Genomic DNA, 14,101 nt, shown 5'->3' with positions numbered 1-14,101 from the left:
TGCTGCGGGAAAACGCGGCCCCAACTGGGTAGCGCTATCTGCCGTTTAGAGTGCCCATAACGACACTTGGCGCGACCTACATGGGTCAATGGGCGCGGGGAACCTTGAATTTCGTGATGCGGGCGTCCTGTCCGTCCAGCTCCGCCCACGATTTTTCGGTCTCCAGAACGGTCAGTGCGCTGGTGGGAAAGCGGGTGGCGGCATCCATGTAGGCGTCGTGGTCGGAGTCCCGTGAGGCCAGGTGCATGGCCAGGTCCTGGACGCCCGGCAGGTGGGAGATCAGCATGAGCGTGGTGACGGTGTCCGGCACATGGTTGATGACGCTGAGCATCCGCAGGGCCGAGGCAGCATAGAGCCCGTCCTCCAGCTTGGGGGTGGGGGCCTTGTCACCGAGTTCCGAGCACACCCAGGTGCAGGTCTGCCGGGTCCGCAGCGCGCTGGAGCACAGGATGAAATCCGGAACGATGTTGTGCTTGAGCAGCCAGCGCCCGGCCAGCGGGGCTTCCCGGTGCCCGCGCTCCTCAAGCGGCCGCTCATGATCAGCCACGCCCCCGGGCCAGTCGGCCTTGGCATGCCGCATGATCACAAGCCGTCGAAGATGGTGCTCACTCATGCCCCAAGCCTAGTCGGCCCGGAAAATCCTGCCGCGCCGGCGAAACCAACCAGCCGCGGAGGCACATGCCCGGAGAGACTGGGTAAACGCCAAAGGCGGCACATCCCGAAAGCGCCGTTGTTGCGTGAGGTACGAGCGCAGGCGCAGAGGGATCGTGCCGCCTTAAGGCGTGCGAACAGGAGTACTAGATCGAGTATTCCGGAGCGGCCCAGACCACAACTTCGGGGTGCTCGTAGAACCGGTAGCCCTGGCCGCGGACGGTGCGGACGGTGTTGGCGAGGCGGCCCAGCTTGGAGCGGAGCCGGCGGATGTGGACGTCGATGGTGCGCTCGTTGGGCACTTCCTCGGCGTTGCGCCACAGGCCTTCGAGGAGTTCGTCGCGGCCCACGGTGCGGGTGCCGTTCTCCACGAGGTAGTTCAGGAGCTCGAACTCCTTGAACGTGAGGTTGAGTGACTCGCCGTCGAGGTGCACTTCGCGGCGGGCGAGGTCGATGAGGACACCGGACGGGCGCGGCTCCTGCGGCTGCTGCGGACGGGGCGTCTCCGTGCGCTGGCGGGAGTTGACGGTGGGGTCACCGAAGGTGGAACGGACGACGTCGAGCGCGGAACCGGGGGTGCCGGCGGGGGCAACGGCCACGGCCGCGTAGCTCTCGGCCCCGGTCACCAGGGACTGGGCGTAGGCGCGGATTTCCTGGGCGAGCTTGGCAATGGAGGTGCCTGCAGCGGCCGCGGTTTCCTCGTCGATACCCATGTAGAGGACGAATCCGCGGGCCACGGTGTCGTTTGCGACGGGACGTACGGCGTTGGGTCCTGCTACTACAGGGGTGGGTGCGGTCACGGGCGCAGACTCGGCCGGCGGAACAGCGCGCAGCTGGCCGTAGGAGTTGGGGTTGTATCCCTGCGGGGCGTAGCCCTGGGCCGGGAAGCTGCTTCCGGATGACGGCGAGAGCGACGGGCGGGGCCCGAAGCCGGGGCGCAGACCTGAGGGCTGGCCGGCCTTGGCGGCGTTACGGACGGAAATGTGGACGTATCCGGATGCAACTGACATGGAATGCTTACCTCAATGTGAATGGCCGCAGTAGCGGCTCGAATGCTGGGTTTCCCCGCAATGCGAATTGGAGAGGGGCGCCCGACGCTGGGCTGGGGGGCGAATGCCTAGGAACTTCGGCGGGTGGGAAGGTCAGGCGTGCATTCGACAACAGCGCATGTCGGCAGCAGCTGGTGTGCTGGGCCAATATTCTGCGGCTGCAGGTGCTGTTGAGTTCTTGTTCACATTGGAAGTGTGCAGCGTAACAATGGCAACTTGCAAGTAACAATGGACGCGATCGTCCGCATAGTGAGACAAAATGCTCCATTGTGGCGCAGATCACGATTCTGGAAGTGGCTAAAGAATAACGTTCGTTATCCGACAAAAGGCCATAAAAGGCGCGAAATCGGAACATTCTTCGCCCAAACACTGCTTTCCTACTTTCTTATTCAACTGAGGGACGAATCCCAAAATCAGTCTCCTTACCTTCCCGACGTGTCCAGCGGCGCGCGGACGGGACAAGAAAATCTTTCAGGTGTTGGGCACCGAAAGGGCTCCAAGGCTCCAGCAGCAGGACCGTAAGGAGTCCCGCACGAGCTGGTGAAAGTCCTGCAGCAGAAGTGGGGCAGTATTCAGCTGGCTAGGCTGGCATTCACAGCTTGGGCACAGGAAGCGCATAGCCCGGCTTAAACGAATGATCGGAGAGTTGTCCCATGGCCACTTCGCACTCCATGACCAACAACCTCCCCACGCTCTCGCACCCGGACGGCTCCCCCATCCGTGCCCTGGTGGTGGACGATGAGCCCAGCCTCTCCGAACTGATGAGCATGGGCCTGCGAATGGCCGGGTGGTCCGTCGCCGTCGCCGCCGACGGCCCGCAAGCGGTGAAACTCGCCAAGGACTTTCGCCCCGACGTGCTGGTGCTGGACGTGATGCTTCCCGGCTTCGACGGCGTCGAACTGCTGGGCAGGATCCGCGCCTTTGCGCCGGAGGTGCCTGCGCTCTTCCTCACGGCCAAGGACGCTATCCAGGACCGGATCGTGGGCCTGGCCGCAGGCGGCGACGACTACGTCACTAAGCCGTTCAGCATGGAGGAAGTCCTGCTCAGGCTCCACCGCCTGGTGCAGCGTGCGGGGGTTGCCGCCATGGACACCGCCGAGCTGGTGGTGGGCGACCTTGTCCTCAACGTCGATACCCGGGAGGTCACCAGGGCGGGCGATGATGTCCAGCTCACGGCCACCCAGTTCGAGCTCCTCCGCTACCTGATGGAGAACCCCAAGAGGGTGATCAGCAAGGCGCAAATTCTGGACAGGGTGTGGGACTACGACTTCGGCGGCCAGGCCAACATCGTGGAGCTCTACATCTCCTATCTGCGCAAGAAGATCGATGCCGTGCACCCGCCCATGATCCACACCGTGCGCGGGGCCGGCTACGTGATCAAGCCGGCGGAGTAGGCGCCATGGCTTCCCCCGAAGCTCCGCAGTCCCATCGGCGGAGCTGGCTCAGACCCGCCACCTGGCACCTTCGCACCCGGCTGATCCTCCTGGCCATGGCCTTGCTGATCGCGATCTGCGGCGCTGTGGGAGTGGTCAGCTACGCGTCCATGGACGCCTTCCTGACACGGCAGCTTGATGAGCAGCTGAGCCAGGCTGCAGAAAGAGCCAATGATCCCGGCCGTCCCCCGATGGGCGGCTTCAACGGACGCGACCCGCTGGACGCGCGCGGGCAGAGCGTCGGCACGGTCAACGCCAGGATCCTCAACGGCCAGGTTAACAGTGGCGGTTTCCTGGCGTCAGACACCACCCGTTCCGCGCTGTCCACCGAAGACAAGGAAACCCTGCTGGCGTTGGCCGCCAACGCCCAGCCGGTGGACCGCGCCCTCTCCAACGGCAGCTACCGGCTCGTTGCGGTGAGAACAAATTTCGGAGATGTCCTGGTGACCGGGCTCCCCCTCGCCGGCAAGGAAAGTACCCTCACGTCGCTGGTGTGGACCTTCGTATTCGTCTCGCTGGGGGGCCTGCTGCTGGTGGGGCTGGCCGGAACCATCCTGATCCGGCGCACCATGAAGCCGCTGGAACAGCTCTCCGAGGTGGCCACCCGGGTGTCACAGCTGCCGCTCGACGCCGGTGAGGTGGCGCTGGCGGTGCGGGTGCCGCCGTCGAACTCCAACCCCGGAACGGAAGTGGGCAGCGTTGGCCATGCGCTGAACCTCATGCTGGACAACGTGGCCAGTGCGCTGCAGGCACGGCAGAAGAGCGAGACCAAGGTGCGGCAGTTCGTGGCGGACGCGTCCCACGAGCTGCGGACCCCGCTGACCGCCATCCGCGGCTACACCGAGCTGATGCGGATGACGGAGGACTTCACGCCGGACGGCCAGAAGTCGCTGGCCAGGGTGCAGAGCCAGTCCGAACGGATGACGGCGCTGGTGGAGGACCTGCTGCTGCTCGCCCGCCTGGACGAGGGGCAACCGCTGAAACTCACCGAGGTGGACCTCACGCAGCTCGTGGTGGAGAGCGTCAGTGACGAAAAGGTGATGGCCCCCGGACACACCTGGCGCCTTGAGCTGCCCGATGAGCCGGTGGTGGTCAACGGCGATGCCTCCCAGCTGCGCCAGGTGCTGGTGAACCTGCTCTCCAACGCCCGCAAGCACACACCGTCCGGCACCACAGTGGTGACCGGCGTCGGCACCTCGCCCGAGGGTGCGGCGATCGTAACGGTAAGGGACGACGGCGGGGGTATCCCTGCCGCATTCGTGGACCATGTCTTTTCACGCTTCACCCGCGCAGACGCGGCCCGGAAAGGCTCGGGAGACCAGGCGGGAGGCTCCGCGGCCGAAGGCACCAGCGGCCTGGGCCTGTCCATCGTGCAGTCAATCGTGGAAGCCCACGGCGGCCGGGTAACGGTGACGTCACGGCCAGGCCATACGGAGTTCGCCCTGCAACTTCCACGCCTGCAGCAACAGGGGCAAGACGACGCGCCGTCGTCGTGATCTCCGTTACCTAAATGTGACTTAAGCGCTGCACTCCTGTACCGTCGATTGGGTGCGGTTCCCGTTCGGACCGCATATCCGGATGACGCCAAGCTCTGCCACTTCCCGGATCTCCCCGATTGACCAAGGCAGAGGCGGGGGACCCACCGTCCCGGGCATGTACCGCCCTGGGGTTAAGCCAGCACGTGATCTTTCCGTGTGGCCGGATGCCCTCATCCGAACCCGACAGCTAACTCCGCAGGTGTGAGAGGCGATCAATCATGTTCAAATTCCCGGTAAAACCGCGCCCGAAAAACGGCTCTGACAGCAATGCGGAGCGCCCTGAAGGCAAGAACTTCACCTTTGGCCAGCGTGCCGCAGTCCTGGCAGCGTCCTGTGCGCTGCTGGTCGGAGTAGGCGCCGCAGGCCAGGCCACCGATGCCATGACCACGGTCTCATCAAGCGCCCAGTCCACAGCGGATTCGGACGCGCAGATGAGCATCGAGAAGAGCGAGATCCGGTCCAACCCGGCCGAGTCACCCGCGCCCCCCGCGATCAACGTTGTGCCCCAGGCCGCGGAGCCGGCACCGGCCCCCGCACCCGAGCCTGCTCCGGCTGAACCTGCTCCGGCACCCGCCCCTGAACCCGCGCCCGCACCGGCACCGGCACCCGAGCCGGCTCCCGTCGTCGCGGTTAATGACCCCGCAGGTGCCCAGGCCTACGCAGCCAGCCAGCTGGCATCCTACGGCTGGGCCGCGGACCAGATGCAGTGCCTGGTGACGCTGTGGGACAAGGAATCGGACTGGACCACCACGGCCACCAACCCCAGCAGCGGCGCCTACGGCATCGTGCAGTCCCTGCCCGCCGAGAAGATGGCGAGCGCCGGGGCCGACTACCTCACCAACTACCGCACGCAGATCAACTGGGGCCTGAACTACATCCAGGAGCGTTACCAGTCCCCGTGCGGCGCGCTGAACTTCCACTACGCCAACAACTGGTACTAAGCCTGCGCTGCCGCCGTTGAAGCGGCACCAGTCTGTTGAAGCGGCCCTCTTCCGTTGAAGGGGGCCGCTTCTGTTGAAGCCCTTGTGTTGAAGCCGGTCCGGGGCCTGGTTTATTTTGAACCATGAAGTTCACCACCACCATCCAGGGCAGCGGCAATAAGACCGGCATTGAGGTTCCCGAGCATGTTGTGGAGGGGCTTGGGGCCGGCAGGCGGCCTCCGGTGGTGGTGACCATCAACGGCAAGAGCTACCGCAGCAGCATTGCGGCGATGGGCGGGCGGAACATGATCTCCCTCAGCGCCCATAACCGGGAGTTCACCGGGGTCTCCGCTGGAGAAACGGTGGATGTGGAGCTGGAACTGGACACGCAGCCGCGGATCGTGGAGGTTCCCGGGGACCTTGCGGCAGCGATGGCTGCGGAGCCGGCCGCACAGGAGTTCTACGCCACCCTCAGCTACAGTGCCCAGCGGCGGTATGTAGAGCCGCTGGATGACGCCAAGACACCGGAAACCCGGGCGCGGCGGATCGCCAAGGTTGTGGCGGACCTCAAAGCCGGAAAGAAATGACCGGCTGGCCGTTGCCTTCCGCATCCACGACGGCGGTGACACTGCTGTAGTCCGCGATGTGCAGCACGCCGTCCGGCAGCGGTCCGGTGTTTGGGCCCACAGCCACGGTGCGGATGCCCGCAGCAACGCCCGCGGCAATGCCGGCGGGGGCGTCCTCGAACACCAGCGCCTCCGCCGGCTCCGCTCCCAGGAGGGCTGCGGCCTTGAGGTAGCCTTCCGGGTCCGGCTTGCCGCGGCTTACCTGTTCGGCCGTGACTGCAATGGCCGGCATGGGCAGCCCCGCAGCGGCCATGCGGATGTCGGCCAGCACACGGTCGGCGGAGGTGACCAGCGCGACGGCGTCGGCGGGCAAGGCTGCCAGCAGCCGCGCCGCTCCGGCCAACGCCAGGATGCCGACCGTCCGGACCCGCTCCATGGCCCCGAGCTCCGCAGTCAGGGCGTGAACATCAGCACCGGCGGGGGCAAAGCGCCGGACCGTATCGATGGCCTGCACACCATGGGACGTCCGCAGGATCTCCTCGAAGTCCAGGCCGTAGCGCACGGCGAATTCACCCCAGACCTCTTCCACCACAGCGGTGGAGTCCACCAGCGTGCCGTCCATGTCGAACAGGACGGCACGGCAGGTCAGGGTTCGTTGGCTGGCGGAAGCGGAATGGCTCATGCTTCCCATCGTGCCCTAACGGCCGGGGATGTACTGCACCGCCCACCTGTTGCCGTCGGGGTCTGCGAAGTAGACAAAGTGGCCCCAGTCCTGCACATCAACGTCGCTGACATCCACCCCGTTGTCTTTCAGGTGACGGTGCGCTGCCTCGATGTCGCTGACCACCAGCTGCAGGTTGGAGCCCGTGCCGGGAGCGGCGTCCGTGAGCCCGTCGCCGATGCAGATCGAACAGGCGGAGCCGGGCGGCGTCAGCTGGACAAAGCGGATGGAGTCCGTGGGCCGCTCGTCGAAATCGGCGTTGAACCCCACCTTGTTGACGTAAAAATCCTTGGCGCGGTCCACATCGGACACAGGGACATATACAAGTTCAAGTTTCCAGTCCATGGGCACAGGCTACGGCCGGGCCCGGGAATGCGGAAGGCTTCGCCCTTGCCGGCCTGGCGGGAAGCCTCTACCGGAGCCTTAGCGGGGCGAAGCTAGCCTGCGATGCCGTACAGGCGGTCGCCCGCGTCCCCAAGCCCGGGGACGATGTAGGACTTCTCGTTCAGCTTCTCGTCGATGGAGGCCAGGACGATGGTGACGTTGGCGCCGGACAGCTCCTCCTCCAGCTTGGCCAGGCCCTCGGGCGCCGCCAGCAGGCAGATACACGTTACGTCGGATGCGCCGCGCTTGAACAGGAACTTGATGGCCTCGCGCAGTGTCCCCCCGGTGGCCAGCATGGGATCCAGCACGAAGATCTGGCGGTCCGTGAGGTTCTCCGGGAGCCGCTCTGCATAGGTGATGATGTCCAGGGTCTCCTCGTCCCGGGCCATTCCCAGGAATCCCACCTCGGCGGTGGGCACCAGCTTGGTCATGCCCTCGAGCATGCCCAGGCCTGCGCGCAGGATGGGGACCACCAGCGGGGTGGGCTTGGTGAACGCGGTACCCACGGTGGTGCTGACGGGCGTCTCGATGGTGACCGGTTCCGTGCGGACCTCTCGGGTGGCCTCGTACGCCAGGAGCGTCACCAGTTCTTCCGTCAGCTGCCGGAAAACCGGGGACGGAGTGTTTTTGTCCCGGAGAACGGTGAGCTTATGGGCGACCAGCGGGTGGTCCACAACGAGAGTGCGCATGCGTCAAAACTATCATCCGGCGTTATCCTTGCCGCGTCCGCCGTGGCCCTCATGGTGCATGGCATCCGCCACGACATCGCGCACCACGGGGTGCTCGAAGGTGGGTGCCGGGCCTGCGTGCTCCCGGCGCCGGATCAGGTGGAACAGCCGGTGGGCCAGAATCACCATTCCCACCCAGGCGAGGCCCAGCAGCCAGCCGGCCATAACGTCCGTCAGCCAGTGGTGGCCCAGGAACACCCTGCTCAGGCCCATGGCGATGATGAAGATGACCCCTGCCGTGATGGCGGTGATCCGCGCCCAGAGCATCTGGAACTGCAGGCACATGATGTAGAGCAGCACACCGATCACCACCGTGGTGTTCAGGGTATGGCCGCTGGGGAACGACGGAGAGGACTCGTACGGCGGTACCGCTTCTGTGTGGTCCGGGCGGGTCCTGCCCACGAGCCGCTTGCCCACTGTGGTGGCCGTGGTGGACACCAGTGCCGCACCCCCGACCAAAATGATGGGCCGCCACGTCCGGCTCAGGAAGGTCAGCCAGGCCGTGAGGACGCTTGCCAGGATGGGCATGCCGACCCCGCCGCCCACATTCGTGAAGGCGGTGACAAAAGCGTCCGTTGCCGGGTTCCGCAGCGTCTGGAAGTATTCGAGGGCGGGAATATCCAGCCCCGCCAGCCCTTCCTCGTCCACCACGTCGGAATACACCTCGGTGCCCAGCGCGGCAAGGCTGACCACCAGGGCTCCGCCAATGATCAGCGTCAGCCACAGGGCCGCATACGGCTTGATCCACTGGTCCACGCGGTCTCGGACGGTGCTCATGTGTGCCTCCCGGCGGATGTTCGTCACGGGCTCTGGGTATCCTTCGAAACTATCATTGAGCCATGGTCTCCGCTGAAAAACACGACACGTGGATGGGGCTTGCCCTCACGGAAGCCCGCCGTGCCCTTGCTACCGAGGATGTGCCGATCGGTGCCGTGGTGTTGGGGCCCGACGGCGCCGTGCTGGGTTCCGGACGGAACCAGCGGGAGGAGCTCGGCGACCCCACCGCCCATGCCGAGGTGGTTGCCATCCGCCAGGCTGCGGAGCGGCTGCGGGAGCGTGCGCTGATCGACGGCGGCCAGGCGGACGGCTGGCGGTTGTCCGACTGCACGCTGGTGGTCACCCTCGAGCCGTGCGCCATGTGTGCCGGCGCCATTGTCCTGGCCCGGATTCCCCGGGTGGTTTTCGGGGCGTGGGATGAGAAGGCGGGAGCGGCGGGCTCCGTGTTCGACGTCCTGCGCGAGCGCCGCCTTAACCATTGGGTGGAGGTCTATCCAGGCGTACGGGAAGCGGAGTGTGCGGTGCTGCTGCGGGATTTCTTTGCCGGGCACCGGAGCCGGCTTTAGCATCTGTCAGACGGCCGGTAAGGTCAGGCGGCCATGCCAGATCCGCCAAAGAGTTGTTCCGCCCGGCGGATGAGGTGTTCCGGGACGTCTGCGGCAGAGCCCCAGTTCCTGCCCCGGCCCAGGAAGACGGCGGTACCGCGCGGTACCACCACGTCATCCACGCCGCACTCCTGCATCAGTCGGGCGGCCCGGGCATTGACGGGATGGTTCGCGTAGTGGCCTTCGGCGTTCAGGTAGACGCACCAGTCGCCGCGGATGACGTCCTCCAGGACCCCGCACACCAGGCCTTCAAGGACCTCCGGGTTGTATTCCAGGCGCTCAACGCGGACAGCCTCGGCGTCGTCGTCCGGGATGATCAGTGCTGTGTACTTCGTGGTGTCCACCATTCTTGTCTCCACCAGGGTTAACACCAAAAAGCGCCGTTGTGTTCCCCGATTAAGCGGGCGCCTAAGGGGCGGAGGTGCCTTGTGGGCCGGGTGTGGCCAGGGCCTCCAGGACCGTCTCCGCTGTCCGGTTCCAGTCCGGCAGGCGGGTCCGGGCTTCCATGACGGCCCGCCGCCATGCCTGACGGATGTCCGGGTCCCCGAGCCAGCCGCGCAGCACCTCAGCCAGCCTGGCCGGGCCCTCCCGGTCGCCCGGCACAAGGGGCACTGCCACTCCGGGAAGCCGGGGGCCGCCGTCGTGATCTGTCAGCCCGGCAAGCCCCAACGCTTCCACCGCTCCCGTCCCCTGGCGCACTACCACCGGAAGGCCCCGGGCAAGCGATTCGGTAACCACCATTCCGAACGCCTCAGCCCGGGACGGCAGGAGGCTCAGGTTGGCAGCGTCCCACTCCCGGTCCAAATCTTCGCCCACCAGCTCGCCGGTCAGCCGCACCCGCTCCTCCAGTCCGCTGGCGGCGATCGCGGCCCGCACCTTCCCCGCGTATGCGGGGTCGGCCTGGTCGGATCCAACCAGCGCCGCCGTCCACTCAAGGTCCTGGATCCGGGATAACGCATCAACCGTCAGCAGCTGGTCCTTGTTGGGCAGGAGGGCGGCCACGGCAATCATGTGGGGTGGCCGGGAACCGGAAGCAACAGGTGCGGGATCCACGCCGGGCAGTGCGACCCTGATGCCGTGAAGCCCGTGCCGCTGCGTCAACGTGGCCGCTGTGCTGCTGCTGGTGCTGATGAGGCCGGAGGCGGCGCGAAGAGCGCGCGCCTCCCGCTTCCATGCGGGCCCGCCAGGGCCATCGGGCACTGTCATGTGGAGCAGCACCCAAGTCTCGTGCCCTGCCTTGGCTGCAAACTCCATCTCGTCCGGGGCACCCACGGCCACCAATCCGTCCACGATGACCACCGCCGGCCCCCGTCCCGCCTCCGGTTCCCACGCCCCGAGAAGCGTGCCCAGCCGGCGTCGATCCTTCGCCGAGGCCTCGGGCCAGGATCCTTCCACCGCCAGCACCTCCACGTCGGCTCCCAATCCCTGCAGCCCTTGCACCATCCGGGCGTTGTAGGCGTTCCCGCCGGAATGATGGTGGATGTTGCCGGGAACCAGCAGGCGGATGGGTGGCATGGATCAGGCGGAAAGGTCCAGCGAGAAGGTGGCCCACGCGTCCGGGTTCTCGCGGAGGGTGACGTCGATGCCTTCAAGGTGGCGGCCGTCGTCGTGATCCTTGATCTTTTCGGCGACCGACTGAGCGATGTACCGGGCGAGCGCTTCCGTGGTGCTGAGCTTGCCGGCGAAGTCGGGATGTTCGTCCAGGTTGCGGTAGTTCAGCCCTGCCAGCACCTCCTCGATGACCGTGCCTGCGGCGCCGATGTCCAGGACGATGGCGTCATCATTGAGGGCACGACGGCGGAACGCCACTTCCGCGACGAAGGTTGCGCCGTGCAGGGCCTGGGCTGGACCGAAGGCCTCCCGGGGCAGGCTGTGGGCGATCATGAAGTGGCGGCGGACGGTCAGGCTGAACATGGATTACCTCGTGGGTTGGGAGTCGGTGGGCGGGGTGGGCTTATTGGTGTCCTGGCTGTTTCAGGCGTCCTGGCTGGTGCCCTCGCTGGCGGCCTGGCTGCTGTCCTGCGGGTACTCGATGACGTGGCAGAGCGCCTCCAGGGTTCCGTCGGCCAGGCCCTGCACCACCTCGGGCAGCTCGTCGAACGGCGACAAACCGGTGAGGAAGGCGTCGAACACCGGGTCGGCCAGCAGGGAGACGGCCAGGTCCAGGCGGTCCGCATTGGTCCGGCGGTGGCGGCGGGCGCGTGCCACCACCCCTACCTGGCTGGCCCTGATGGACAGGCGGCGGGCGTGGAAGTCCTCCCCCAGCGGCAGGGTGACCTCACGGTTCGCGTACCAGGACATCTCGATAACGTCCCCTTCGTCGCCCGCCAGCTGCAGGCTGCGTTCCAGGCCCTCCTGTGAGGCGGAGCAGTGGAACACAATGTCACAGTCGGCCAAGGCGTCATCGGGGTGGGCGAAATCAACCTCCAACGCATCCGCCAACTGTTTCCTGCCGGGGTCCAGGTCCACGAGTTGCAGGCGGTCCAGGGGGAAGGTGCGCAGGAGCGTGGCCACCATGCCGCCCACAAGGCCTGCCCCTACCACTGCAACCCGATCCCCCAGCCGAGGTCCGGCTTCCCAGAGCGCGTTGACTGCGGTTTCCACCGTTCCCGTGAGGACGGCGCGCCGGGCGGGGACGCTCTCAGGAATCCTTGTCAGGTCGCCAACCGGAACGATGTAGCGGTCCTGGTGCGGGTTCAGGCAGAACACGCGCTGGCCCTTCCAGTCCTCCGGCCCCTCCTCAACCACACCTACCGACAGGTATCCGAATTTCACCGGCCCGGGGAACTGCCCCTCCTGGTGCGGAGCCCGCATTTCCTTGGCGACCCGTGGCGGGACAGCACCGTGGTGGACCACCATTTCGGTGCCCTTGCTGATGCCGGAGTAGAGGGCGCGGACGAGGGCCTCGCCGGGGCCGGGGGCCGGCAGTTCCTCGGACCGGAGCTCGCCGTGTTCACGTTCGGTGGTCCAGTAAGCGGTGGCGTGGACGGGATTCTGCGCGTTAGTCATTGTGCTGATGAATCTAGCTGGACCGATGGGCGCGGGGAAAGTCTGACACCCAGGGCGTGCCTCTTCTCAGACGTTGTGTCCGGTGCAGCTTAGAAACGTCCGCCCGCGGCAGAACCGTTAGCCCCCCGCATAACCGCTAGGCAGAGCCGCCAGGCAGAACCGGCCGCTAGCGATGCCGCGTCGCTGTCGCTCCGTGATGGGAGAAAGTATGCCCTCGCCTCACCGGAGCTCTGGCTTGGGCTATGGGTTTGGGTTGATCATGGTGGTGTCTGCCACGGTGGACGCCGGTTTGCCTATGGTGCTGTAGTTGAGCCTGCCCGCTAGCGTGGCGCGGAGGACTTCCACGGGAACCGTGGATTGTTGCGTTTGAAGCACGAGTGTTAGATTCCTGAATTTCCCTGTCCTCCCCGCGGCAGACGCCAACAAAGCCGAATCGGGGTGTCAGGAGGAACAGCGATGGATATCGTGCATGAACGGGCTGCCGGTTTGGACATTTCCAAACGCGACGCGAAGGTCTGTCTCCGGCTGCCAGGCCACCGGGCCGGGACCTTTACCTCCACGGTCACCACCTGGGGTGCGACCACTGGGCAGATCCTTGCGCTGCGGGACGTTCTGGAACGCGAGCACGTGACTACGGTGGTGATGGAAGCAACGAGCGATTACTGGAAGCCCTTCTTCTACCTGATGGAGGACACCTTGCCGGTGATCCTGGTCAACGCCAAGGCCGCGCGGAACATCCCGGGCCGTAAAACCGACGTTTCCGACGCCGCCTGGCTCGCCCAACTCGGCGCACACGGGCTGCTCCGGCCCTCGTTCGTCCCGCCCGAACCAATCCGTGAACTGCGGGACCTGACCAGGGCACGCTCCATCGCCACCCGGGACCGGACCCGGGAGATCCAGCGGCTGGAGAAGTTCCTCGAAGGCTCGGGCATCAAACTCTCCTCAGTAGTCTCGGACCTGACCGGGGTCTCCTCCCGGGCGATGCTCGAAGCCCTCATCAACGGTGAACGGGACCCGGAGGTCCTCGCAGGCCTCGCCAAAGGGACTCTCCGCTCCAAAATTCCCGAGCTCGTGAACGCGCTGACCGGCCGGTTCAAGGCCCACCATGCCTTTATGGCCCGGCTTCACCTGGACCAGATCGACGCCCAGTCCCGCATCATCGACGCGCTCACTGGGCGGATCGAGGAAGCGATGGAACCCTTTCGTGCCGCCAGGGAATTCCTGGCCACCATCCCCGGAGTCTCCCTCAAAGTCGCCGACGTGATCATCGCCGAAACCGGGGCGGACATGTCACGCTTCGAAACCCCGGGCCGGCTCGCGTCCTGGACCGGCGTCTGTCCCGGATCCAACGAATCCGCCGGTCGGATTAAATCCGCGCATATCCTGCCCGGCAACAAATATCTCAAGGCAGCCCTGGGCACCGCAGCGTTGTCTGCTTCCCGGAGCAAGGACACCTACCTGGCCGCTAAATTCCGACGCATCTCAGCACGGCGCGGACCCATGAAAGCCATCGTCGCGATCGAACACTCCATCCTCACCGCAGCCTGGCACCTGCTCGCCGACGGCGAATGCTATGCCGACCCCGGCACGGACCACTTCACCCGGCTGGACCCGATCAAAGCCAAAAACAACGCCATCAAAAAACTCAACAGCCTCGGCTTCGACGTCACCATCACACCAGCCACCGCAGCCTAACCCACCCTACTTTCGTATTAGGCAG

General features: G+C 65.9%; 16 protein-coding genes, 1 pseudogene and 1 riboswitch. Of the genes and pseudogenes, 6 read left to right on the top strand and 11 right to left on the bottom strand.

From position 1 onward, the window contains the following. Positions 1-85: 85 nt before the first annotated feature. Both DXK94_RS17565 and DXK94_RS17560 read right to left on the bottom strand, forming a co-directional pair. A complete protein-coding gene (locus DXK94_RS17565) occupies positions 86-613 on the bottom strand; it encodes a histidine phosphatase family protein (RefSeq protein ID WP_079598312.1) in 528 nt (175 codons plus the stop codon). Positions 614-797: 184 nt separating this feature from the next. Beyond that, the gene (locus tag DXK94_RS17560; RefSeq protein ID WP_079598313.1) at positions 798-1,661 is read right to left on the bottom strand and encodes a winged helix-turn-helix domain-containing protein; all 864 of its coding nucleotides are present in this window, start codon (positions 1,659-1,661) and stop codon (positions 798-800) included. A 692-nt stretch (positions 1,662-2,353) separates the two neighbouring features. On the opposite strand from DXK94_RS17560, the gene DXK94_RS17555 reads away from it, so the two are divergent. From DXK94_RS17555 to DXK94_RS17540, 4 genes are all read left to right on the top strand, one after another. Next, a complete protein-coding gene (locus DXK94_RS17555) occupies positions 2,354-3,094 on the top strand; it encodes a response regulator transcription factor (RefSeq protein WP_115525916.1) in 741 nt (246 codons plus the stop codon). Between the two features lie 5 nt (positions 3,095-3,099). Then, positions 3,100-4,629 (top strand): HAMP domain-containing sensor histidine kinase, encoded by a 1,530-nt coding sequence (locus DXK94_RS17550; protein ID WP_115525915.1) that lies wholly within the window; start codon positions 3,100-3,102, stop codon positions 4,627-4,629. Positions 4,630-4,723: 94 nt separating this feature from the next. Continuing rightward, positions 4,724-4,886, top strand: a riboswitch (cyclic di-AMP (ydaO/yuaA leader). 3 nt (positions 4,887-4,889) lie between these two features. Next, positions 4,890-5,612 carry a hypothetical protein gene (locus tag DXK94_RS21455; protein ID WP_181884868.1) on the top strand — a complete coding sequence of 241 codons (723 nt, stop codon included), beginning with the start codon at positions 4,890-4,892 and terminating at the stop codon, positions 5,610-5,612. Between the two features lie 122 nt (positions 5,613-5,734). Further along, positions 5,735-6,178 (top strand): YdeI/OmpD-associated family protein, encoded by a 444-nt coding sequence (locus DXK94_RS17540; protein ID WP_079598317.1) that lies wholly within the window; start codon positions 5,735-5,737, stop codon positions 6,176-6,178. Here DXK94_RS17540 and DXK94_RS17535 read toward each other — a convergent pair. The 4 genes from DXK94_RS17535 to DXK94_RS17520 form a co-directional block, all read right to left on the bottom strand. Next, positions 6,159-6,839 carry an HAD-IA family hydrolase gene (locus DXK94_RS17535; RefSeq protein ID WP_395929817.1) on the bottom strand — a complete coding sequence of 227 codons (681 nt, stop codon included), beginning with the start codon at positions 6,837-6,839 and terminating at the stop codon, positions 6,159-6,161. The two genes, DXK94_RS17540 and DXK94_RS17535, sit on opposite strands and share 20 nt — an antisense overlap. 15 nt (positions 6,840-6,854) lie before the next feature. After that, the gene (locus tag DXK94_RS17530; RefSeq protein ID WP_079598343.1) at positions 6,855-7,223 is read right to left on the bottom strand and encodes a glyoxalase superfamily protein; all 369 of its coding nucleotides are present in this window, start codon (positions 7,221-7,223) and stop codon (positions 6,855-6,857) included. Between the two features lie 92 nt (positions 7,224-7,315). Further along, complete coding sequence (upp, locus tag DXK94_RS17525; RefSeq protein ID WP_079598319.1) at positions 7,316-7,951, bottom strand: uracil phosphoribosyltransferase; 636 nt, start codon at positions 7,949-7,951, stop codon at positions 7,316-7,318. A 12-nt stretch (positions 7,952-7,963) separates the two neighbouring features. Beyond that, a complete protein-coding gene (locus DXK94_RS17520) occupies positions 7,964-8,767 on the bottom strand; it encodes a phosphatase PAP2 family protein (protein ID WP_115525950.1) in 804 nt (267 codons plus the stop codon). 62 nt (positions 8,768-8,829) lie between these two features. On the opposite strand from DXK94_RS17520, the gene tadA reads away from it, so the two are divergent. Continuing rightward, positions 8,830-9,333, top strand: coding sequence for a tRNA adenosine(34) deaminase TadA (tadA, locus tag DXK94_RS17515; RefSeq protein WP_115525913.1), 504 nt, complete (start codon positions 8,830-8,832; stop codon positions 9,331-9,333). 23 nt (positions 9,334-9,356) lie between these two features. Here tadA and DXK94_RS17510 read toward each other — a convergent pair whose 3' ends face one another. The 4 genes from DXK94_RS17510 to DXK94_RS17495 all read right to left on the bottom strand — a co-directional run bounded on the left by DXK94_RS17510 (position 9,357) and on the right by DXK94_RS17495 (position 12,381). After that, on the bottom strand, positions 9,357-9,719 hold the full coding sequence (locus DXK94_RS17510) for a hypothetical protein (protein ID WP_258868596.1): 363 nt from the start codon (positions 9,717-9,719) through the stop codon (positions 9,357-9,359). A gap of 61 nt (positions 9,720-9,780) precedes the next feature. Further along, positions 9,781-10,887, bottom strand: coding sequence for a glycosyltransferase family 4 protein (locus DXK94_RS17505; protein ID WP_115525912.1), 1,107 nt, complete (start codon positions 10,885-10,887; stop codon positions 9,781-9,783). A 3-nt stretch (positions 10,888-10,890) separates the two neighbouring features. Then, positions 10,891-11,286, bottom strand: coding sequence for a 6-carboxytetrahydropterin synthase (locus DXK94_RS17500; protein WP_079598323.1), 396 nt, complete (start codon positions 11,284-11,286; stop codon positions 10,891-10,893). Between the two features lie 60 nt (positions 11,287-11,346). Continuing rightward, entirely contained in the window at positions 11,347-12,381 is a 1,035-nt protein-coding gene (locus DXK94_RS17495) for a zinc-binding alcohol dehydrogenase (protein WP_115525911.1), read from the bottom strand. Positions 12,382-12,837: 456 nt separating this feature from the next. Between DXK94_RS17495 and DXK94_RS17490 the strand changes: the two are divergent. After that, positions 12,838-13,938: pseudogene (locus DXK94_RS17490) on the top strand (IS110 family transposase); the annotation flags it as partial. A gap of 14 nt (positions 13,939-13,952) precedes the next feature. Here DXK94_RS17490 and DXK94_RS21975 read toward each other — a convergent pair. After that, entirely contained in the window at positions 13,953-14,054 is a 102-nt protein-coding gene (locus tag DXK94_RS21975; protein WP_115525498.1) for a hypothetical protein, read from the bottom strand. Positions 14,055-14,101 lie beyond the last annotated feature (47 nt).

The organism is Arthrobacter sp. RT-1 (assembly GCF_003367205.1).
GTDB lineage: Bacteria > Actinomycetota > Actinomycetes > Actinomycetales > Micrococcaceae > Arthrobacter.
The sequence above is the reverse complement of the archived record's forward strand: the minus strand, read 5'-3'. Positions and strand labels throughout refer to the sequence as shown.